19 protein-coding genes are annotated in these 22,959 nt (G+C 43.9%); 6 read left to right on the top strand and 13 right to left on the bottom strand.

All coding sequences use genetic code 11. The features are described from left to right. Nucleotides 1–237: 237 nt before the first annotated feature. The gene (gene orn / locus ACM2FC_RS22175; RefSeq protein WP_498483225.1) at nucleotides 238–783 is read right to left on the bottom strand and encodes an oligoribonuclease; all 546 of its coding nucleotides are present in this window, start codon (nucleotides 781–783) and stop codon (nucleotides 238–240) included. 148 nt (nucleotides 784–931) lie between these two features. Here orn and rsgA point away from each other — a divergent pair, with 148 nt between their 5' ends. From rsgA to ACM2FC_RS22150, 5 genes are all read left to right on the top strand, one after another. Next, on the top strand, nucleotides 932–1,987 hold the full coding sequence (gene rsgA / locus ACM2FC_RS22170; RefSeq protein WP_498483224.1) for a small ribosomal subunit biogenesis GTPase RsgA: 1,056 nt from the start codon (nucleotides 932–934) through the stop codon (nucleotides 1,985–1,987). Nucleotides 1,988–2,093: 106 nt separating this feature from the next. Next, nucleotides 2,094–2,963 (top strand): archaetidylserine decarboxylase, encoded by an 870-nt coding sequence (gene asd / locus ACM2FC_RS22165; RefSeq protein ID WP_498483223.1) that lies wholly within the window; start codon nucleotides 2,094–2,096, stop codon nucleotides 2,961–2,963. A gap of 98 nt (nucleotides 2,964–3,061) precedes the next feature. Further along, the gene (locus ACM2FC_RS22160) at nucleotides 3,062–3,949 is read left to right on the top strand and encodes a DMT family transporter (protein ID WP_498483222.1); all 888 of its coding nucleotides are present in this window, start codon (nucleotides 3,062–3,064) and stop codon (nucleotides 3,947–3,949) included. A 158-nt stretch (nucleotides 3,950–4,107) separates the two neighbouring features. Next, entirely contained in the window at nucleotides 4,108–5,640 is a 1,533-nt protein-coding gene (gene gpmM / locus ACM2FC_RS22155; protein WP_498483221.1) for a 2,3-bisphosphoglycerate-independent phosphoglycerate mutase, read from the top strand. Between the two features lie 210 nt (nucleotides 5,641–5,850). Further along, nucleotides 5,851–6,993, top strand: a complete 1,143-nt coding sequence (locus ACM2FC_RS22150; protein ID WP_498483220.1) for a murein hydrolase activator EnvC family protein — start codon at nucleotides 5,851–5,853, stop codon at nucleotides 6,991–6,993. A gap of 24 nt (nucleotides 6,994–7,017) precedes the next feature. Here ACM2FC_RS22150 and ACM2FC_RS22145 read toward each other — a convergent pair whose 3' ends face one another. The 3 genes from ACM2FC_RS22145 to nudC all read right to left on the bottom strand — a co-directional run bounded on the left by ACM2FC_RS22145 (nucleotide 7,018) and on the right by nudC (nucleotide 9,910). Next, the gene (locus ACM2FC_RS22145; protein WP_498483219.1) at nucleotides 7,018–7,689 is read right to left on the bottom strand and encodes a TetR/AcrR family transcriptional regulator; all 672 of its coding nucleotides are present in this window, start codon (nucleotides 7,687–7,689) and stop codon (nucleotides 7,018–7,020) included. Between the two features lie 130 nt (nucleotides 7,690–7,819). After that, nucleotides 7,820–8,878 (bottom strand): uroporphyrinogen decarboxylase, encoded by a 1,059-nt coding sequence (hemE, locus tag ACM2FC_RS22140; RefSeq protein ID WP_498483218.1) that lies wholly within the window; start codon nucleotides 8,876–8,878, stop codon nucleotides 7,820–7,822. Nucleotides 8,879–9,094: 216 nt separating this feature from the next. Next, nucleotides 9,095–9,910, bottom strand: coding sequence for an NAD(+) diphosphatase (gene nudC, locus ACM2FC_RS22135; protein WP_498483217.1), 816 nt, complete (start codon nucleotides 9,908–9,910; stop codon nucleotides 9,095–9,097). 184 nt (nucleotides 9,911–10,094) lie between these two features. On the opposite strand from nudC, the gene rsd reads away from it, so the two are divergent. Then, nucleotides 10,095–10,583 carry a sigma D regulator gene (rsd, locus tag ACM2FC_RS22130; RefSeq protein ID WP_498483216.1) on the top strand — a complete coding sequence of 163 codons (489 nt, stop codon included), beginning with the start codon at nucleotides 10,095–10,097 and terminating at the stop codon, nucleotides 10,581–10,583. Between the two features lie 88 nt (nucleotides 10,584–10,671). Here rsd and rpoC read toward each other — a convergent pair whose 3' ends face one another. The 9 genes from rpoC to ACM2FC_RS22085 form a co-directional block, all read right to left on the bottom strand. Next, complete coding sequence (rpoC, locus tag ACM2FC_RS22125; protein ID WP_498483215.1) at nucleotides 10,672–14,871, bottom strand: DNA-directed RNA polymerase subunit beta'; 4,200 nt, start codon at nucleotides 14,869–14,871, stop codon at nucleotides 10,672–10,674. A gap of 84 nt (nucleotides 14,872–14,955) precedes the next feature. After that, nucleotides 14,956–18,987, bottom strand: a complete 4,032-nt coding sequence (rpoB, locus tag ACM2FC_RS22120; protein ID WP_498483214.1) for a DNA-directed RNA polymerase subunit beta — start codon at nucleotides 18,985–18,987, stop codon at nucleotides 14,956–14,958. Nucleotides 18,988–19,223: 236 nt separating this feature from the next. Beyond that, nucleotides 19,224–19,592, bottom strand: a complete 369-nt coding sequence (rplL, locus tag ACM2FC_RS22115; protein ID WP_237363712.1) for a 50S ribosomal protein L7/L12 — start codon at nucleotides 19,590–19,592, stop codon at nucleotides 19,224–19,226. A 57-nt stretch (nucleotides 19,593–19,649) separates the two neighbouring features. Beyond that, nucleotides 19,650–20,144 carry a 50S ribosomal protein L10 gene (rplJ, locus tag ACM2FC_RS22110; RefSeq protein ID WP_250614728.1) on the bottom strand — a complete coding sequence of 165 codons (495 nt, stop codon included), beginning with the start codon at nucleotides 20,142–20,144 and terminating at the stop codon, nucleotides 19,650–19,652. A gap of 292 nt (nucleotides 20,145–20,436) precedes the next feature. Continuing rightward, nucleotides 20,437–21,141, bottom strand: a complete 705-nt coding sequence (gene rplA, locus ACM2FC_RS22105) for a 50S ribosomal protein L1 (protein WP_237363710.1) — start codon at nucleotides 21,139–21,141, stop codon at nucleotides 20,437–20,439. 4 nt (nucleotides 21,142–21,145) lie between these two features. Continuing rightward, nucleotides 21,146–21,574, bottom strand: a complete 429-nt coding sequence (gene rplK, locus ACM2FC_RS22100) for a 50S ribosomal protein L11 (protein WP_498483213.1) — start codon at nucleotides 21,572–21,574, stop codon at nucleotides 21,146–21,148. Between the two features lie 131 nt (nucleotides 21,575–21,705). Continuing rightward, nucleotides 21,706–22,254, bottom strand: coding sequence for a transcription termination/antitermination protein NusG (nusG, locus tag ACM2FC_RS22095; RefSeq protein WP_237363708.1), 549 nt, complete (start codon nucleotides 22,252–22,254; stop codon nucleotides 21,706–21,708). 12 nt (nucleotides 22,255–22,266) lie between these two features. Further along, nucleotides 22,267–22,647: a preprotein translocase subunit SecE gene (secE, locus tag ACM2FC_RS22090; RefSeq protein ID WP_498483212.1), complete on the bottom strand. Its 381-nt coding sequence runs from the start codon at nucleotides 22,645–22,647 to the stop codon at nucleotides 22,267–22,269. A 244-nt stretch (nucleotides 22,648–22,891) separates the two neighbouring features. After that, nucleotides 22,892–22,959: EF-Tu C-terminal domain-related protein (locus ACM2FC_RS22085; RefSeq protein WP_465270803.1), on the bottom strand; the 68-nt coding region annotated here is incomplete at its 5' end.

Here is a 22,959-nt window from a genome sequence, read left to right as displayed (position 1 = left end):
CTCGTGACCTCAACCTTGGCAAGGTTGCGCTCTACCAACTGAGCTAGTGTCGCTTAACAACGTTTACGTCGTTTAGGGCTGCGAATTATAAGAGCATTTCGTTTTGATGCAAGCCCTTGAGATAAAAAAAACTGATTTTTTTATCGAATGATTAAAAATCAGGCAAAACTTCCCTATTTTGCGCAAATATTCACTGATTGGTGACAATTAAATTAATAAAAACAAACTGGTGGGTATCTAGATAGTGAAAATCGTCTTACGGTAATAGCTCAACTCAGCAATCGACTCTCGTATGTCATCTAAGGCAAGGTGAGTACCCTTCTTTTCAAATCCATCGAGTACTTCCGGCTTCCAACGACGAGATAATTCTTTGATGGTACTGACATCAACAACACGGTAATGAAAGTAGCTATCTAGCTCTGGCATATGTTTAATCAAGAATTTTCGATCCTGACCAACGCTATTACCGCAAATTGGAGATTTTCCTTTTGGCACCCATTTTTCTAAGAACTTGAGCGTTTCTTGTATTGCATACTGCTCAGACACCTGACTGGCGCGAACACGGTCAACAAGGCCACTTCCTGTATGCGTTCTCGTGCACCAGTCATCCATTTTATCCAGCTCTTTCTCATCCTGATGTATGGCTAATACTGGCCCTTCCGCCAAGATATTTAGCTCCTTATCTGTCACGATAGTGGCGATTTCAAGAATTTTATGAACGTCAGGGTTTAAACCTGTCATCTCAAGATCGATCCAAATTAAGTTCTGATCGCTAAAGGACATAGATGATGTGCCTATTTGTTTGCCTATAAAAAGGGTACTATACCCAAAATAAGATCCCCTAGATAGCTTAGAATCTATAAACATGATCAGGCAAATATCGTTCATTTTGTGGATCAACAACTAAGAGATAAACATTAAGTAGAAAATTGTGGCAAAAAAGAAAAAGCTAACCAAAGGTCAAGTTCGACGTGTTCGTCACAACCAGAAGAAACGCTTGCAAGAATCAGACACTGTACAGTGGGATGAATCAATGCTCGGAGCAAGCCAAACTGGCTTAGTAATAACACGCTTTGGCCAACACGCCGACATCGAGGACTTGGAGTCAGGCACAATTCATCGCTGCAATTTAAGACGCGGAATAGAAACTCTCGTGTCAGGAGATAAAGTCATTTGGAGGCCAGGCGTCGAGCAGATGGCAGGAATTTCCGGTGTTGTTGAGGCCGTTGAACCTAGAAGCTCAGTGCTCACTCGACCTGATTACTATGATGGCCTAAAGCCAGTTGCTGCGAATGTCGAACAGATGGTAATTGTTGCTTCTGTATTGCCGGAGCTCTCGCTCAATATTATCGATCGCTACTTAATTGCTTCTGAAACACTTTCTATATCACCACTGATCGTCCTCAATAAGATCGATCTCTTAGATCAAGAGCAACGTGACTTTTTTGACGATTACTTAAGTATTTACCAGGAAATTGGTTATAAAGTTTTGTTTGTCAGTAAAGAAAGTGGCGAGGGTATCGATCTGTTGGAGAAAGAGTTATCAAATAGAATTAATATTTTTGTCGGTCAATCTGGTGTGGGCAAATCTAGCTTAGTGAATGCTCTTATGCCGGGCCTCGATATTGAAGAAGGTGCTGTTTCTGAGAACTCAGGTTTAGGCCAGCATACGACTACTGCTGCTCGTTTGTACCATATCCCAACAGGTGGCGATCTAATTGACTCTCCGGGAGTACGCGAGTTTGGTTTATGGCACCTTACTCCTGACGAAGTGACAAACGCTTTCGTCGAATTCCAGCCCTATATCGGTGGTTGCAAATTCCGTGACTGTAAACATGCCGACGACCCAGGTTGCCAGATCAGAGAAGCATTAGAAGAAGGCAAAATCAGTGAAAGTCGCTTTGAAAACTATCATCGTATTATCGAGAGCATGAGCGAAAATAAAGCAAATCGACAATTTTCGCGCAGAAAAAATGCTGATTTATAACACCAACCTCAACCTGAAGGTGTATAAAATGCTGACAAAGTTAGCAACATTGAATAGTATTTGCCCCTTTGCATCAAAATATTCACAGTAATTGGAAATTATCGTAATGGATAAGATTAAAGTTGCCTTGCAACATTGGATTCCTCAACATGGTTTAACACGCTTAGTTGGCAAATTAGCCTCAGCTAAAGCGGGAAAGCTAACCACTTCGGTGATTAAGCTTTTTATAAAACAATACAACGTGAATATGGACGAAGCACTGCACTCCGATCCTAACTATTTCAAAACTTTCAACGAGTTTTTTGTCCGGGAGTTGAAACCTGGAGTTCGTCCTATCGTAGAAGAGAATTCAGTAATTACTCATCCAGCCGATGCTTGTGTGAGCCAATTTGGTGACATTGAGGATGGCCAACTGATACAAGCAAAAGGACACTATTTTAGCGCCCAAGAGCTACTAGGTGGCGATAGCAAGCTTGCAGAAGAATTTGATGATGGCAGTTTCGCCACACTATATTTATCACCACGCGACTACCATCGTGTTCACATGCCATGTGATGGCACCCTACGCCAAATGATTTATGTTCCTGGTGATCTCTTCTCGGTAAACCCATTAACTGCAGAGAATGTTCCAAACCTATTCGCTCGCAATGAAAGAGTGGTCTGCATCTTTGACACAGAGTTTGGCCCAATGGCTCAAGTGCTTGTTGGCGCAACCATCGTGGGTAGTATTGAGCTTGTTTGGGCTGGCACCGTCACCCCTCCGAGAGGAAATACCGTCTATCGCTGGGAATACCCTAGTGAAGGGCACAACTCTGTGGCTCTTAAGAAAGGTGAAGAGATGGGAAGATTCAAGCTTGGTTCAACCGTGATCAATCTGTTTGCTAAAGATGCCATATCTTTCGACGAAACAATGCGAAATCAAGCCACTACTAAAATGGGTAGCGCTTATGCCCATATAAATTCAGAAACTAAATAACTACCTAACAATCCATAGCCATTCTTGTTATATTTACGGAGCTTATACTATAAGCTCCGTTTTTCATTCTACAATTCCTTTGATTAAGTGAACATATTATGAGCTTTGAATGGCTCGCCTTAGCAGCTGCCCTGCTTTGGGCAATCGCAGGATTACTCTCCGTCCAGCCTGCTCAGCACCTAGGCACCTTTTCTTATGGCCGATGGCGAATTGGCCTGACCGCAATTATTTTGTCCGTTTTTGCTTGGTACTCCGGTGGGTGGCCTACCGTCCATACCAGCATGTTATTTCCAATGATACTCTCTGGACTAGTGGGTATATTTATTGGCGACAGTACCCTTTTTGCCTGTCTAAACATGATGGGCCCTAGAAAATCCGGCTTGCTGTTTGCCTGCCACTCTGTATTTTCCACCATTTTGGCTTATTTTCTTTTTAGTGAACAACTTAACCTATTGCAATTTATCGGTTTCACGTTGGTGTTTAGTGGCGTTGTCTGCGCTATCTTCTTTGGCCGAAAAAATCAAAACAACAATCAATTAGAGATGCTGAAAGGAAATATTTGGATTGGTATTACCCTCGGACTAACTTCTGCGCTATGCCAATCACTAGGAGGGGTTATCGCGAAACCCGTCATGTTGACACATGTCGATCCTATTGCAGCATCAGCCATTAGGATGATCGCAGGCTTCTCTGCGCACCTTCTGTTTAGAATGTCAGGCGCTAAAGTTGCAAGAGCCACTCAGTCAATGAATCTGAAAATATTTCTGGTCACCGCTTTAAATGGCATTTTAGCCATGGCTCTTGGAATGACCTTGATCCTTTATGCGCTTAAAGATGTAGATGTTGGTTTAGTCGCGCTTTTATCTTCTACCACACCAATTATGTTGTTACCGCTACTATGGATTTATACTAAACAACGACCCAATGTATATGCATGGATAGGGGCGGTCTTCGCTGTTGTTGGGACCGGCATTATCGTTACTTGAGAGCTAATTTAGTTACAAACTTCTAGGCGAAATCCGTTATTTAGCCATTAATTCGGAAATTCATTGATCTTTACCTACAGTTATCGCTTTAAACTGTAGTAAAATTACGCTAATTTGTTTTTCCAAGTTCCTTTGAATTTTTTGACGAGGTAATATCTATGTCAGCTAAGAAGCCATTAGCTCTAGTGATTCTTGACGGTTGGGGTCACCGTGAAGACAATTCCAGCAACGCAATCAATAACGCGAAAACACCAACAATGGATGAGCTGGTTGCAACTTACCCAAATACTCTAATTTCAGCATCTGGCATGGATGTAGGTCTTCCTGATGGCCAAATGGGTAACTCTGAAGTTGGCCACACTAACATTGGCGCAGGTAGAATCGTATACCAAGACCTAACTCGTATTACTAAGTCTATTGCTGATAAAGAATTTTTTGATAACCCTGCTCTCGTAAAAGCAATGGACAGCGCAATTAGTGCTGGCAAAGCTGTTCACCTAATGGGCCTAATGTCTCCAGGTGGCGTTCACTCTCACGAAGATCACATCTATGCAGCCGTTGAAATGGCAGCTGAACGCGGTGCTAAAGAAATCTACTTACACTGCTTCCTAGATGGTCGCGATACACCACCACGCAGTGCGGAAAACTCTCTAAAACGTTTTGACGCGCTATTTGAGAAACTTGGCAAAGGTCGCATCGCATCTTTAGTTGGTCGTTATTATGCAATGGATCGTGACAATAACTGGGATCGTGTACAAGTAGCTTACGATCTTCTTACTCAAGCAAAAGCAGAGTACACATTTGGTTCTGCGGTAGCGGGTCTTGAAGCGGCTTACTCCCGTGATGAAAATGACGAGTTTGTAAAAGCAACAGCAATCAAAGCGGAAGGCCAATCTGATGCAAGCATCAAAGATGGTGATGCCGTTATCTTTATGAACTACCGTGCTGACCGAGCTCGCCAAATCACTCGTTCTTTTGTGCCTGCATTCGACGGTTTCGAGCGTGCAGTTTTCCCTGAAGTTAACTTTGTTATGTTGACTCAGTATGCGGCAGACATTCCACTATCTGTTGCTTTCCCAGCAGAGTCTTTAACCAACACTTATGGTGAATGGTTATCTAAGCAAGGTAAGTCTCAACTACGTATTTCTGAAACAGAAAAATACGCGCACGTCACCTTCTTCTTTAACGGTGGTGTTGAGAACGAATTTGACGGTGAAGAGCGTCAACTTGTTGCTTCACCTAAAGTTGCCACATATGACCTAAAACCTGAAATGAGCTCTACTGAGCTAACCGAAAAGTTGGTTGCAGCAATTAAGTCTGGCAAGTACGACACCATTATCTGTAACTATCCAAATGCAGACATGGTTGGCCATACTGGCGTTTACAACGCTGCTGAGCAAGCAATCGAAGCGTTGGATGCGTGTATCGGTAAAGTCGTCCAAGCGATTAATGAGGTAGATGGTCAAATGCTAATCACGGCTGACCACGGTAACGCTGAGATGATGGTTGACCCTAAAACAGGTGGCACTCATACTGCTCACACTAACCTTCCTGTTCCTCTTATTTATGTAGGTGACAAGAAGTTTGAATTCAAACAAGACGGTAAGCTATCTGATTTAGCACCTACCATGCTTGATCTAGCGGGGATTGAAATTCCAAGTGAAATGACTGGCAACGTACTGATTAAGTAACACTAGTATTTCATTCAGCATAATGTGCAAAGCAAACGCCTTCCAATATTGTTATTGGAAGGCGTTTCTTTAGCTAAAGCTTTTCAAACTTACCCACTTTTAGATACAACTATACTTTCCAGCATTTAACTTTTTACATTGTTATTTCTTATCACTATTTTCTTTAGTTATACTGAGCGACAAATTATAAGAAAACGGATCTCCTAACTAATGATGAAACTCTTCAATTCGCGAATTGCATGTTTAAGCTTCTCCCGCTTACTCTTTGTCGTTGCAATTGCATTTTCATCATTCACCCTTCCCGTACATGCTGAATCTCATAAAGAACTGAGCTCTGTTAAAAGTGAGATATCCCGTCAAAGGCACTCCCTTGACTCCCAAAAGAAAAAGCTCAATACACTACAAAAATCACTGAAACAACAAGAATTACAAATCAGTAAGTTAGAGCAAGAGATCCGAGGAACTAAAGCCTCCCTAGCCAAATCTAATGCCAAGCTCCGTCAACTAGAAGGGAAAATTCAGCAGTTAGAAAAACAGAAATCTGAGCAGAGTGAGAAGCTAAAAGAGCTTATCCAAACCTACTATATTACTGACCGAGCAGACGCCGCATCATCTGTATTTAATAATTATGCCGAAGCAGATCGAATGAGCCAATACTTTCAGTTTCTCGCAAAGCAGAGAGCTCAAACCATCACTGATTTGGAAAACACCAAGCAAGCCCTAGAAAACAGCCAAGATCAGCTTAAGCTCGAAAAAAACAATATAGCGCAGCTACTTAAACGCCAGACCGACAAACTTGCCAAACTAAAAGCAGCACAATCTCAGCGTCAGGGAACGCTTAGAAAAATAAAGAAAGATATTTCTAGTGACAAGGTATATTTATCCGAGCTACAACGAAATGAGACTCGCTTAAAAGCTGAGATTGCCAAAGCAGAGCGAAGAGCAACTATTTCGATGAATGGCCTCGCAGCCAAAAAAGGCAAATTACCTTGGCCATTGAAAGGTCGTATATTACATCGCTATGGCGCGTCTCAAGCAGGACTGTCAAGGTGGAAGGGCATCGTAATCAGCGCCAAATATGGTGAGCCTGTTAAGGCAGTTAGTGCAGGAACCATCGTTTTTTCCGATTATCTGCGTGGTTACGGTCTGGTGGTACTCATCGACCATGGCAAAGGTTACATGACCTTGTATGGATTTAACCAAACTCTGCTAAAAAAAGAGGGCGATAAAGTCACTACCGGAGAAACGATTGCACTAGCAGGGGATACAGGTGGGCAAGCGCAGCCTTCACTCTATTTTGAAATTCGCAAAAACAGTAAAACGCAAAACCCACTTGCCTGGCTGTCGAGGTAGTGACTCAACTCGCACATACCACAGTTACAATGAAATAATCTTTTCTGGTGACGAGTGATTCACTTCATACATAGCGATCACGCCTTCTTCAAGAAGATCCAGTTGCTTGTGTCCAAGCTCCGTGGCTCTAGGTTTTACCATACAAATCATGTGAAGCATACCTTGGTGAATGACATGCTCGGTGACTTTAATTCGAGGAGACATCGCCGTTTGGTAGCTTAGCCAGCCGCAAACGATCATGTGCAACGTAGTGACAAACGCTTCAATATCTTTTTTTTGAATGGATAGAAACTGCATATCAATAAAAACTTGAATAATATTGACTAAATTCAGCTGAAGCCTTTCTTGAACTTGAATATAGTCACTATGAAGTTGGCTATCCCGTTGCAAGATTTCCGGTAGATTGGAATAGAAAAAACGATACTTCCACATCAACGAGAATATTGAGCTAAGATAATGCTTTAGCAGGGCTAAGCCCTCTGTATTTCCTTCAAATGGTACAAATCGCTCAAGTAGCTCTGTTGAGTACTGCTTAAATATCTCGCGTATAATTTCTTGCTTATTTCGAAAATGGTAGTAAAGGTTTCCTGGGCTAATATCAATGTGAGCAGCAATGTGATTTGTCGTAATCGTGCGCTCACCATGTTCATTAAACAACTCAAGTGCGGCATGTACAATCTTATCTCTGGTTTTCATGAAATGATCATTCCCTTTCCCTGGACAATTATCTTAATTAATATTATTAATAATATTAATTCATGTACAGTCCACACTTAAGCTGTTATGTAACAGTTTTATACTTTCGGCACTAGATCAACTAATTACGTTAAGACCTTGATAATTCGTGAACCGCATCAACGAAGACTCCCGCGTTTTCTGGCGGTACATCAAGGTGTATTCCATGTCCCAAATTGAATACGTGTCCAGTATTTCCTTCACCAAACCCTTCTAGAATACGTGCTACCTCTTCTCTGATTCTTTGTTTCGGAGCGTATAGAATGGATGGATCCATATTTCCCTGTAATGCAACTTTGTCGCCGATACGTTTTTTTGCATCAGATATATTAATAGTCCAATCTAGACCAACAGCATCACAACCAGTCGCTGCAATTTTTTCTAGCCACATGCCACCATTTTTAGTAAATAAAGTGACTGGAACTTGCCTACCATCGTTATGCCTAATGAGACCTTCAACTATCTTATGCATGTATTGCAGAGAAAACTCTTGGTAATCTCTAGGTGTCAGTACTCCACCCCAAGTATCGAACACCATTACAGACTGTGCACCAGCTTTAATCTGCGCGTTAAGGTATTCGATTACACTGTCAGCTAGCTTATCCAAAAGTGAATGGAGAGTCGCCGGCTCTGCGTACATCATTTTCTTAATCTTTGTAAACGCTTTCGAGCTACCGCCTTCCACCATATAAGTCGCTAAAGTCCAGGGACTGCCGGAGAAACCAATCAAAGGTACTTCACCTTGTAGGTCTTTGCGGATCAGACGAACGGCATTCATGACATATTGCAATTCCCCTTCTGGGTCTGGAATACCTATTTTATCTACATCCGCCTTACAAGTAATCGGATTACGGAATTTAGGCCCTTCACCTGTTTCAAAAAATAAGCCAAGCCCCATTGCGTCAGGGATTGTTAGGATATCTGAAAAGAGTATTGCAGCATCTAGAGGAAACCGCTTTAACGGCTGTAAGGTCACCTCTGAAGCTAGCTCCGCATTTTTACACAACGACATAAAGTCACCAGCTTGCGCTCGAGTCTCTCTGTACTCTGGCAAATAACGGCCCGCTTGTCGCATCATCCAAACAGGCGTGCAATCTACTGGCTGCTTGAGTAGAGCTCTCAAATAACGATCATTTTTCAAATTTGTCATTGCCTTCTTTTCCAATATCCTTAAATAACTTTGTGCGCCATTTTATCATCGAATTTATGGCTTAATAGGCAGCCTTTGCTACCTAGATCATGTTATGAAGTATAAAATATCGACATAAATTGCTTAAGCCGAACAACGGTGTTAAAAATTGCGCTGCTAGCGAAAACTAAAATAATAAATCTGAGTATTTAATACTCAGCATCTCATAACGACATCTTACTTACCCCCTCCTCTAGGAGGGTTTTTTTCTTTTAAGTTGCTAACTTTAATGTCTTCTGCCATCTCATCTATCATCTCCCTAGCGATAGTCCCTTTGGGAGCAAGAGTTGGAAGATCACCAATATTAAACCAATCAGCACGATTTAGCTCAGAGTGATCTGGGGTTATTTCTCCCGAGTTATAATCCGCAAAAAATGCCACCATCATACTAGATGGAAACGCCCATGGCTGGCTACCGAAATAGCGAATATTACTCACCGTTAAGCCCGTTTCTTCTTTCACTTCTCTAGCCACACATTGCTCTAAAGTTTCACCGACTTCCAAAAAGCCAGCGATAACGGTATACATCCCGTCACGATGACGAGCGTGCTGCGCGAGTAGAATTTGCTGTTCTTTTCTAACTGCAACTATTACACATGGAAATATTCTCGGATAATGCAGAGTCCGACAATCTCCACATTGCATAGCCATATGATTAAAGTTAAAGCTATTACGTCCTCCACATTGAGAGCAGAATCGCATGGTCTGTGCCATATAGTTCAGTTGAACAGATTTACTAAGCAATAGAAAAAGCTCTTGTTCGAAATGCAAACAATGACGTAAAGAGCAGTACTCGAAATCTTGTTCACAATCTGAATCACTCAGCCAGAAAAAAGGCTTATTCTTATACTGACCAATGAACACTGCGTTGGCTATCGGTAGCCCTAGCTCGAATGCAGTCCCGATAGGCACTAAGCCGTCAACTAGCCAGATATCCGTCCCTGATACAACGCACCAATAAGCTTCTCGCTTAGCGTCATATTTTTTTAACATACGCATTCTCCCCTGCTTGAAGTTTTATCATTTTACTGGCAATCTAATTTCTTACCAGAGTTTGTATCGAGTCACATTTCGAGCTATAAACTTTAGTAAGGACAAGAATTTGTACATTATTAAATTCCTATAATTCAAGGACTAACGGACACAGGAATGATGCTCCGATCAAGAGGGCAAGGCCATGCTAAACAAATTTAAACAAACACAAGAACAGTGGGGTGGCTCCAGCGAAGTTATTGACCACTGGCTGGAAACGCGGCAATTAGTCATCGTAAAATACTGCCAACTGGCCTCCGGGCAGCCCTGTTCCGCCCAACCTACTGTATCGACACTTCCCACTCCCGAATCCCTTCAATCATTTTGCCAACACCTCGTCGACTATATCTCTGAAGGCCACTTTAAAATCTATGACATGGTCATGGATAAGTGGAAAGCAACTGGCTTTGAAGCGACTGATGAAATAAATCAAGCCTACGGGAAGATAGTGCTCACTACTGAGCCTCTGCTTAACTTTACCGATAAATACGCATCCGTTACGCAAGAAGACGCATTGGAGTCATTTGATGGCGATTTGTCTCTGGTTGGTGAAATTATTGAGGTACGTTTTGAAGTAGAAGACGAACTGATAAAATTGATTGCTGATAGCCTCGCAGTCCCGCCAGGTGCATAGTCAACAGACTGGATTAAGTCTCTTATTGATTAATAGCGAGCAAAAGAAAAGGCACCCTAGGGTGCCTTTCGTACATTAACAATATCGCTTATTCTCCAGAAGAGAAACCAGCGTTTAGCAATGCAGCCAAGTTATCAGTAGCTTGCTCAGCTGAAGGACCTTGTGGCTCTTCACGCTTAGTTTGACGATCTTGGTGATACGCGAAACCAGTACCTGCTGGAATCAAACGACCAACAATTACGTTCTCTTTCAAGCCACGTAGATCATCACGCTTACCAGAAACTGCAGCCTCTGTTAGTACGCGAGTAGTTTCTTGGAACGACGCTGCTGAGATGAACGATTCCGTTGCAAGAGACGCTTTAGTAATACCTAAAATCTCACGTTCGAAGCGAGCTGGCTCTTTGCCTTCAGCCTCAAGTGTGCGGTTTGCGATCTTAACTTGAGAGTATTCAACCTGCTCACCAGGTAGGAACTCTGAGTCACCAGCAAATGTAATCGTACACTTACGAAGCATTTGACGAACAATCGTTTCGATGTGCTTGTCGTTAATTTTTACACCCTGTAGGCGGTAAACTTCTTGCACTTCGTTTGCAATGTACTGGGTCACAGCGTGGATACCACGTAGACGTAGGATGTCATGTGGAGTCTCTGGGCCGTCAGCGATTACATCACCACGTTCGATCTTCTCACCTTCAAACACGTTTAGCTGGCGATGCTTAGGAATCATTTCCTCATAAGTATCTCCACCCTCACGAGTGATGACTAGGCGACGCTTACCTTTAGTCTCTTTACCAAATGAAACCGTACCTGTGTGCTCAGCAAGAATTGCAGGCTCTTTAGGTTTACGAGCTTCAAATAGGTCAGCAACGCGAGGTAGACCACCGGTGATATCTTTGTTTCCGCCAGATTTCTGAGGGATACGTGCAAGCGTGTCACCAATACCAACTTCAGCGCCATCTTCGATGTTAACAATCGCTTTGCCTGGTAGGAAGTAATGTGCTGGCATATCAGTACCAGGAATCATCACGTCTTTACCTTGTGCATCAACAAGTTTGATAGCTGGACGCATATCTTTACCTGCTGCTGGACGAGCGGCTGCTTCTGTTACTTCACTTGAAGATAGACCAGTTAGATCATCTGTTTGACGAGAAACTGTTACACCATCAATCATGTCTACAAACTGGATGCGACCTGCCACTTCAGTGATGATTGGCATGGTGTGCGCTTCCCAGTTCGCTACCGTTTCGCCAGCTTCAACTGTTTCGTTGTCAGCTTTGCTTAGGATAGAACCGTATGGAAGTTTGTGTTTCTCTTTAGTACGGCCAAACTCATCAATAATCGTCATCTCAGAAGCACGAGATGTGATAACCAGTTTCTTATCTTTGTTGATAACAAACTTAGCATTGTGAAGTTTCACTGTACCAGTTGTCTTAGCTTGGATGCTGTTCTCTGCCGCAGCAGTAGATGCCGCACCACCGATGTGGAACGTACGCATCGTTAGCTGTGTACCCGGTTCACCGATAGATTGAGCAGCGATAACACCTACTGCCTCACCTTGGTTTACTAGGTGACCACGAGCTAGGTCACGACCGTAACACTGAGCACAACAACCGAAGTCAGAGTCACAAGTAACAACAGAACGTACCTTCATGCTGTCTACTGAGTTCTCTTCCATAATCTGACACCACTTCTCATCAATTAGAGTATTACGTGGGATCAGAACTTCGTCTGTACCTGGTTTCAGTACGTCTTCAGCAACAACACGACCTAGAGCAAGCTCAGTTAGTGGAACTTTAACGTCACCACCTTCGATGTGAGGCATCATGTCGACACCTTCGTGAGTGCCACAATCGTGCTCAGTAACTACAACGTCTTGCGCAACGTCAACTAGACGACGAGTCAAGTAACCGGAGTTCGCAGTCTTAAGTGCCGTATCGGCTAGACCCTTACGAGCACCGTGGGTTGAGATAAAGTACTGAAGTACGTTTAGACCTTCTTTAAAGTTCGCTGTGATAGGCGTTTCGATGATTGAACCATCTGGACGGGCCATCAGACCACGCATACCCGCTAGCTGACGAATCTGTGCAGCAGAACCACGCGCGCCCGAGTCAGCCATCATGTAGATGCTGTTGAACGACTCTTGTTGCTCATCTTCACCGTCACGGTTAACAACCGTTTCAGAAGATAGGTTGTCCATCATCGCTTTCGCTACGCGATCGTTGGTCGAAGCCCAAATATCGATCACTTTGTTGTAGCGCTCGCCCGCAGTTACAAGACCAGATTGGAACTGCTCTTGAATTTCGCGAACTTCTTCTTCAGCTTCTGAAATCTCAGTGTATTTCGCCGCTGGTACAACCATATCGTCGATACCAACAGATACACCAGAAAGTGCCGCGTAAGCGAAACCGGTATACATGATTTGGTCAGCGAAGATAACGGTATCTTTCAGGCCAAGTTTACGGTATGCCTCGTTCAACAGGGTAGAGATTTGCTTCTTACCAAGTTTTTGGTTTACAAGAGCAAATGGAAGACCCGATGGTACGATTTGCCATAGCATGGCACGGCCAATAGTCGTATCGACAAGTTTGGTTTCAGTCACGCTGATACCATCTTCGTCTTTAACTGTTTCAGTAATACGTACTTTTACTCGTGCGTGTAGTTCAGCGCTCTTAGTGCGGTATGCCTTTTCTGCCTCTTCAGGGCCAGAAAGGTACATGCCTTCACCTTTAACGTTGATCTTGTCACGAGTCATGTAGTACAGACCCAATACAACGTCCTGAGAAGGTACGATGATAGGGTCACCTGACGCTGGCGACAGAATGTTGTTTGTCGACATCATCAGTGTACGAGCTTCAAGCTGTGCTTCTAGAGTTAGAGGCACGTGTACCGCCATTTGGTCACCATCGAAGTCCGCGTTATACGCCGCACACACAAGTGGGTGTAGCTGGATCGCTTTACCTTCGATTAGCACTGGTTCGAACGCCTGGATACCAAGACGGTGAAGTGTTGGTGCTCGGTTCAATAGTACTGGGTGTTCGCGGATTACTTCGTCTAGGATATCCCAAACGATCGCTTCTTCGCGCTCTACCATTTTCTTCGCAGCTTTGATTGTCGTCGCCATGCCACGAGTTTCTAGCTTGCTGTAGATAAATGGTTTGAATAGCTCAAGTGCCATCTTCTTAGGAAGACCACACTGATGTAGGCGCAAGTATGGACCTACTGTGATTACAGAACGACCTGAGTAGTCAACACGCTTACCAAGAAGGTTCTGACGGAAACGACCTTGTTTACCCTTGATCATATCAGCAAGAGATTTAAGAGGACGCTTGTTAGAACCAGTGATAGCACGACCACGACGACCGTTATCTAGTAGCGCATCAACAGACTCTTGCAACATACGTTTTTCGTTACGTACGATGATGTCCGGAGCTGCTAGCTCTAGAAGACGCTTCAAACGATTGTTACGGTTGATTACACGACGGTATAGGTCGTTAAGATCAGACGTCGCAAAACGGCCACCATCTAGTGGTACCAATGGACGTAGATCTGGCGGCAGAACAGGTAGAACTGTTAGGATCATCCACTCTGGGTTGTTACCAGATTGAATAAACGCTTCTACTAGCTTCAGACGCTTAGTGATTTTCTTACGCTTAGTTTCAGAGCTTGTAGACTCTAGCTCTTCGCGCATTTCTTCTGCTTCTTGATTTAGGTCCATTGTTGAAAGCAAATCTTTGATTGCTTCCGCACCCATCTTAGCAGTGAATTCATCACCCCACTCTTCCAGACGATCTAGATACTCTTCTTCAGTCAGCATCTGACCTTTTTCTAGATCTGTCATGCCTGGCTCAGTCACCACGTACATTTCAAAGTAAAGTACGCGTTCGATATCACGCAATGGGATATCCATTAATAGACCGATACGAGACGGTAGCGATTTTAGGAACCAGATATGAGCTACTGGAGAAGCTAGCTCGATGTGGCCCATGCGGTCACGACGAACTTTAGTTTGTGTAACTTCAACGCCACACTTCTCACAGATAACACCACGGTGTTTCAGACGCTTATATTTTCCGCAAAGACATTCGTAGTCTTTTACTGGACCGAAAATACGCGCACAGAACAGACCATCGCGCTCTGGCTTGAACGTACGATAGTTGATCGTTTCAGGTTTTTTCACTTCACCGAATGACCATGAACGAATCATGTCAGGTGAAGAAAGACCGATTTTGATTGCATCAAATTCTTCGGTCTTGTGCTGTGCTTTTAGAAAGTTTAATAAGTCTTTCACATTCAGCTCCTGTAAGGAGTTAAAAGACGCTCGGCGAGCGCCTTTCTACCAGATAATCACTTTTCTCAATTAAGAAAGAAAGGATTATTCTTCGTCTTCTAGCTCAATATTGATACCTAGTGAGCGGATCTCTTTCAACAATACGTTGAACGATTCAGGCATACCAGGTTCCATACTGTGGTTTCCGTCGACGATGTTCTTATACATCTTCGTACGGCCGTTAACGTCATCTGACTTAACAGTGAGCATTTCTTGTAGCGTATATGCAGCACCGTATGCTTCTAGTGCCCATACTTCCATCTCACCGAAACGCTGACCACCGAACTGAGCTTTACCACCAAGTGGCTGCTGAGTAACCAGACTGTACGAACCAGTTGAACGAGCGTGCATCTTGTCGTCAACTAGGTGGTTCAGTTTCAGCATGTACATGTAACCGACAGTTACAGGACGCTCAAACGCATCACCTGTACGGCCATCAAACAGTGTTAACTGACCAGATGCTGGCAAGTCTGCAAGCGTCAAAAGATCTTTAATTGATTTCTCAGACGCACCGTCAAAGACAGGCGTTGCAATCGGTAGACCGCCACGTAGGTTCTTCACAAGAGTACGAACTTCTTCGTCAGTCAGTGAAGCAATATCAACAGTTTGGCGAGTGTTACCCAAGTCATAAACTTTTTGTAGGAACTCACGGAACTTAGCAAGCTCTTGCTGTTCCTTAACCATTTGGTTGATCTTGTCACCTATGCCTTTCGCAGCCAGACCTAAGTGAACTTCTAGGATCTGACCGATGTTCATACGTGAAGGTACACCCAGTGGGTTCAACACGATATCAACTGGCTGGCCATTTTCATCGTAAGGCATGTCTTCAACAGGGTTAATCTTAGAGATTACACCTTTGTTACCGTGACGACCCGCCATCTTATCACCAGGCTGGATACGACGTTTAACCGCTAGGTAAACTTTAACGATCTTCAGTACGCCCGGAGCTAAGTCATCACCTTGAGTGATCTTACGACGCTTAGTTTCGAATTTCTTATCGAAGTCAGCTTTTAGCTCATCCCACTGCTCGGCAAGTTGCTCAAGCTGTGATTGAAGCGCATCGTCTTCTAGAGACTGCTCTAGCCACTTCTTACGATCGATAGACTGAAGCTGACCTTCGCTGAAACCACCAGAAAGAAGTACTGCTTTAACACGAGCAAGCAAACCACCTTCAAGGATTTGGAACTCTTCAGTTAAGTCTTTCTTCGCTTCTTTAAGCTGCATCTGCTCAATTTCTAGAGCACGCTTGTCTTTTTCAACGCCATCGCGAGTAAAGACTTGAACGTCGATGATAGTACCAGAAACAGAGTTTGGTACACGTAGCGACGTATCTTTAACATCAGATGCTTTTTCACCGAAGATTGCACGTAGAAGTTTTTCTTCAGGAGTTAGCTGAGTTTCACCTTTAGGCGTTACCTTACCAACTAGGATGTCACCACCCTTCACTTCTGCACCGATGTAAACGATACCTGACTCATCTAACTTAGAAAGCGCAGACTCACCAACGTTTGGAATATCTGCTGTGATCTCTTCAGAGCCAAGCTTAGTATCACGAGCCACACAAGACAGTTCTTGAATGTGAATAGTTGTGAAACGATCTTCTTGAACGACACGCTCAGAAACTAGGATGGAATCCTCAAAGTTGTAACCGTTCCAAGGCATGAACGCGATACGCATGTTCTGACCAAGTGCAAGTTCACCCAAGTCAGTTGAAGGACCATCAGCTAGTACATCACCACGAGCCACAGTTTCACCTGGCATCACTGTTGGACGCTGGTTGATACATGTATTTTGGTTAGAACGCGTGTACTTAGTTAGGTTGTAGATGTCGATACCCGCTTCGCCAGGGATCAACTCACCTTCATTAACTTTAACAACGATACGTGACGCGTCTACAGACTGAACAGTACCACCACGTTTAGCAACGGCAGTAACACCAGAGTCAACCGCGATGTTACGCTCGATACCTGTACCTACTAGCGGCTTGTCAGCGCGTAGTGTTGGTACAGCCTGACGTTGCATGTTCGCACCCATCAATGCACGGTTCGCATCATCGTGCTCTAGGAATGGGATAAGCGACGCAGCGATCGATACAACCTGGTTGGTTGCAACGTCCATATAGTCAACGTGTTCACGTGGGTGAAGACCAGATTCACCTTTTTGACGAGCAGTGATTAGCTCATCAGCGAATGTACCTTCTTCAGTCAATACTGTGTTTGCCTGAGCAATAACAAATTGACCTTCTTGAATCGCAGATAGGTAATCCACTTCGTCTGTAACAACGCCATCAACCACTTTACGGTATGGAGTCTCTAGGAAACCAAACTCGTTACAACGAGCGAACGCTGATAGTGAGTTGATAAGACCGATGTTTGGACCTTCAGGCGTTTCGATCGGACATAGACGACCGTAGTGAGTTACGTGAACGTCACGTACTTCAAAGCCAGCACGCTCACGAGTTAGACCGCCTGGACCCAATGCAGAGATACGACGCTTGTGCGTTACTTCTGATAGAGGGTTGTTTTGGTCCATGAACTGAGAAAGCTGAGAAGAGCCAAAGAACTCTTTCACTGCAGCTGAAATCGGCTTAGCGTTGATTAAGTCTTGAGGCATAATTGCATCAAGGTCACCTAGGCTCAAACGCTCTTTAACAGCACGTTCAACACGTACTAGACCAACACGGAATTGGTTTTCAGCCATTTCGCCGACAGAACGGATACGACGGTTACCAAGGTGGTCGATATCATCAACTTCACCCACACCGTTACGGATCGAGATTAACTTCTTCATCACTTCGATGATGTCAGTTTCATCCAGCGTTCCGCGATCAGCCGTTTCTTCTTCGCGTTCAATAGAACTGTTGAACTTCATACGACCAACAGTAGAAAGGTCGTAGCGATCTTCTGAGAAGAACAAGCTTTCAAATAGCGCTTCTGCCGCTTCTTTCGTTGGCGGCTCACCTGGACGCATCATACGGTAGATTTCTACAAGAGCAGAAATACGGTCAACCGTGCTGTCGATACGTAAGGTGTCTGAAATAAATGGACCGTGGTCTAAATCGTTAGTAAACAGAACTTCTAGCGCTTTGTGACCTGCTTGCGATAGGTTCGCTAGCATTTCAAGGCTAAGTTCTTGGTTTGCAGAAACGATTAATTCGCCTGTCGCTTCATTGACATAATCTTTTGAAGATACTTTGCCTACGATGTACTCAACTGGTACTTCGATATGCTCAACGCCATCTTTTTCAAGTTGACGAATGTGACGCGCAGTCACGCGGCGGCCAGTTTCAACGTAGGTCTTACCGTTTGCTTCAATGTCGAATGATGCAGTTTCACCACGTAGACGATCTGGAACCAACTCCATTAATAGAGTTTGATCTTTCACTTCGAAATTCACTTTCTCGAAGAATAGATCCAAGATCTCGTCCGTAGTTTTGCCTAGTGCACGCAAGATGATTGATGCAGGCAATTTACGACGACGGTCAATACGTACGTATAGATTGTCCTTAGGATCGAACTCAAAGTCTAACCATGAGCCACGGTAAGGAATAACACGCGCGTTATATAAAACTTTACCTGATGAGTGGGTCTTACCCTTATCGCTGTCGAAGAACACGCCTGGGCTTCGGTGCAGCTGGGATACGATAACCCTCTCGGTACCATTGATTACGAAGGTACCATTATCTGTCATGAGTGGGATTTCACCCATGTAGACTTCTTGTTCTTTAATATCTTTGACGGTACCTGCTGGCGCGTCTTTATCAAAGATCACTAGGCGCAGTTTTACGCGAAGTGGTTTCGAATAAGTTACGCCGCGAATTTGACATTCTTTAACATCAAAAACTGGCTCACCAAGACGGTAGCTAACGTATTGCAGCTCAGAGTTGCCATTATAGCTCTGAATCGGAAAGACAGAACGGAACGCGGCTTCAAGGCCGTATTGCCCTTCTGGATCCTGTTCGATAAATTTGTCGAACGAATCGAGCTGTATCGATAGCAGGTATGGAATGTCCAATACTTGTGGACGAGTACCAAAGTCCTTACGGATGCGCTTTTTCTCGGTATAAGAGTAAACCATGGGGTTCCTCAGCTCGCTGATAAGTGACCCAAACTACCCAATGCATTTAAAAAATGGGGCAGTGACTAACAGCTGTTTACTGTAGTAACGTTACATTCCTTGTGAGAAATAACGTGTTTTGCACGAGTACAGACGCTTAAACAGCGGGAAAATTCGCCTATACCCTACAGCGCAAAAAGGCCGGTGGTTAGTAAACCACCAGCCATTAGCCTTACGGCTATGAAATTAAATAATAATTATTTAACTTCAACAGAAGCACCAGCCTCTTCTAGTTGAGCTTTAAGAGCTTCAGCTTCAGCTTTCTCGATACCTTCTTTAAGAGGTGATGGAGCGCCGTCAACTAGAGCTTTAGCTTCTTTAAGGCCTAGACCTGTAGCACCACGTACTGCTTTGATAACTTGTACTTTGTTACCGCCAGCAGCAGTTAGGATTACGTCAAATTCAGTTTGCTCAGCCGCAGCTTCGCCTGCACCAGCACCGCCAGCTACAACAGCAGCAGCAGCAGATACGCCGAATTTCTCTTCCATTGCTTCAATTAGTTCAACAACTTGCATTACAGACATTTCTGCAACTGCGTCTAGGATTTGCTCGTTAGTAATAGACATAACAATTCTCTTTTAAGTCAACAATAAGTTTATTTTGCAACCAGTAAAAAGCAAGGCTTACGCCGCTGCTTCTTGCTTTTGATCGCGAATAGCAGCGATAGTACGTGCCAGCTTGCCAGCTGAAGCTTCTTTCATGCACATCATTAGGCGTGCAATTGCTTCGTCGTAAGTTGGTAGAGTCGCTAGTACTTCAGCGTCAGTAACTGCGCCTTCAAATGCAGCAGCTTTGATCTCGAAGTCATTATTCTCTTTAGCGAAGTCTTTGAAAAGACGCGCTGCAGCACCTGGGTGCTCGTTAGAGAACGCGATTAGAGTAGGACCAGTGAAAGTGTCAGCTAGACACTCATAGTCTGTACCCTGAACCGCACGACGTGCCAAAGTGTTACGAACAACTTTCACGTAAACACCCGCTTCACGAGCTTGTTTACGTAGAGAAGTCATCGCGCCTACTTCAACGCCACGAGAGTCAGCTACAACTGCAGAAAGTGCACCACTGGCTGCTTCGTTGACTTCAGCAACAATTGCTTTTTTGTCTTGAAGATTTAAAGCCATCTTGGATTTACTCCTGGTTGTCGTTACACCACTCACTATTATCACAACAGTGAGAGTTATTGAGGTGCATTCCCAGAAGAAAGTTAACGATACAATTACGAAATCACATCAATAAATCTTTCTGTCAGTTCGGGCACCATCTACGTAGGATGATTAAGCAAAAGACTTTAAATAAAGCTTTCGCACCTACGGTCTAGGACGGAGACTGCCTATTGTTCAAGTGAACTCAATTCAGCCCCAACCACAAATATTAGGCGCGGGATTATACACTAATTCCACGCCTAAGCAAATATTATGCTTGTTGTGTGTTCAGGCTAGCCTGATCAACACTAACACCAGCACCCATTGTAGTAGAGATGCTGATTTTCTTCAGGAAAGTACCTTTCGCTGAAGATGGCTTAGCTTTCTTAAGAGCGATAAGAAGAGTTTCTAAGTTCTCTTTGATTTGCTCTGCAGAGAAGTTTGCTTTGCCGATAGTCGTGTGAACGATGCCGTTCTTGTCGTTACGGTAACGAACCTGACCTGCTTTAGCGTTCTTAACTGCTTCAGCAACGTTAGGAGTTACAGTACCAACTTTAGGGTTTGGCATTAGGCCACGTGGACCAAGGATAGTACCTAGTTGACCTACAACGCGCATTGCATCTGGAGAAGCAACAACAACGTCGAAGTTCATTTCACCCTTCTTCACTTGCTCAGCAAGATCTTCCATACCAACGATATCTGCACCAGCTTCTTTAGCTGCTTCAGCGTTAGCACCTTGAGTGAATACTGCAACGCGGATTTCACGACCAGTACCGTGTGGTAGTACAGTTGCACCACGAACGTTTTGGTCAGATTTACGTGCATCGATACCTAGGTTTACAGCAACGTCTACAGACTCAACGAATTTTGCAGTTGCAAGTTCTTGAAGAAGAGCAACAGCTTCGTTGATTTCGTATTCTTTAGTTACGTCAACTTTTTCGCGGATTACGCGCATGCGCTTAGTTAGTTTTGCCATGATATTAACCCTCTACCACTAGGCCCATTGAACGAGCAGTACCCGCAATAGAACGCTTCATTGCTTCAACGTCAGCACCAGTCATATCAGCAGCTTTAGTTTCTGCGATTTCTTGAAGTTGAGCGTCAGTCACCGTACCCACTTTTTCAGTGTTTGGACGACCAGAACCAGACTTAACGCCAGCAGCTTTCTTAAGAAGAATAGATGCAGGTGGAGTCTTAGTGATGAACGTGAAAGAACGGTCGTTGTATACAGTGATAACAACTGGAGTTGGTAGACCTTTCTCGATAGATTCTGTTTTTGCGTTGAACGCTTTACAGAATTCCATGATGTTCACACCGTGTTGACCTAGAGCAGGACCAACTGGTGGACTTGGGTTTGCCATACCAGCAGCAACTTGCAGCTTGATATAAGCTTCAACTTTCTTAGCCATGATTATTCCTAAGTTTTGGGTTCAAACGCCAATCGCTCGGATCAGCTCCCCAGTTTGTCATTAAGACCTGTAAAAAGGCGCGAAATTATAATCAGATTTCGCGCCTTACACAAGCCTAAAAAGATGTTTTTTTAATCAAGTTTCTCAACCTGACCAAATTCGAGCTCGACTGGAGTCGCACGGCCGAAGATAGAAACAGAAACCTTTAAGCGGCTCTTTTCGTAATCCACTTCTTCAACAGTGCCGTTGAAGTCAGCAAATGGGCCTTCGTTAACACGAACCACTTCACCTGCCTCAAACATAGTTTTAGGACGAGGTGCTTCACTTGCTTTCTCTAGACGATTCAAGATAGCGTCAGCTTCTTTATCCGTAATCGGTGCTGGACGATCAGAGGTACCACCAATGAAGCCCATTACACGAGGAATACTACGAACTAAGTGCCATGATTCGTCGTTCATAATCATTTGTACTAATACGTAGCCAGGGAAAAACTTACGTTCGCTTTTGCGACGTTGCCCTGCACGCATTTCCACTACTTCTTCAGTAGGTACTAGCACTTCGCCAAATAGTTCTTCCATGTTGTGCATTTTAATATGCTCGCGTAGCGATTGAGCCACACGACCTTCAAAGCCAGAAAATGCTTGAACTACATACCAACGTTTTTTTGGAGCTTCACTCATGAATTAGAACCCTCAAACTCCCGTTGCTAAAGAAACAAGACGAACCATGATGCCGTCAATGCCCCATAGCGCAAGAGCCATTACAATACTTACAGCTAAAACGATCAATGTTGTTTGCATCGTTTCTTGGCGCGTTGGCCAAACAACTTTGCGAATTTCCATACGGGCTTCGCGAGCAAAACTGATCGCTACTTTACCTTTTGCCGTTGTGGCAGCAACACCTAATGCGGCTGCGATAACGACAACCACGCCTGCAGCGCGAATTGCAACAGACATGTCACCATACAGGTAATTTCCTACAACTGCGGCAGCAAGCAAAACGAATACAACAATCCATTTGATTGTATCTACTGCGCTTGAGCTCTCAGGAGTTTCAGCATTATTTGCTTTCATAAAACCAACCTGTGATAAGTCTTAATATATACGACAACTACCCCGCATGCGCAGGGATAACTTCCTTTGCGTCACAAGATTACGAATTAGGCAACATTGCAAGCGCTAAACGCATAAGACTATCATCTTAAACGTAAAATTCTTTGCTTAAAAACAATTCTGAACGCTAATCCAGCGTGCATTTTTGTTCAGCGCAGAAAAAGGGCATCAAATGATGCCCTTTTTACTAGTGTTTAGTCAAATCTTAATCAAAGATTTTAGCAACAACACCAGCACCTACAGTACGGCCACCTTCGCGGATTGCGAAACGTA

Source organism: Vibrio sp. A37, from assembly GCF_059777565.1.
The sequence above is the reverse complement of the archived record's forward strand: the minus strand, read 5'-3'. Positions and strand labels throughout refer to the sequence as shown.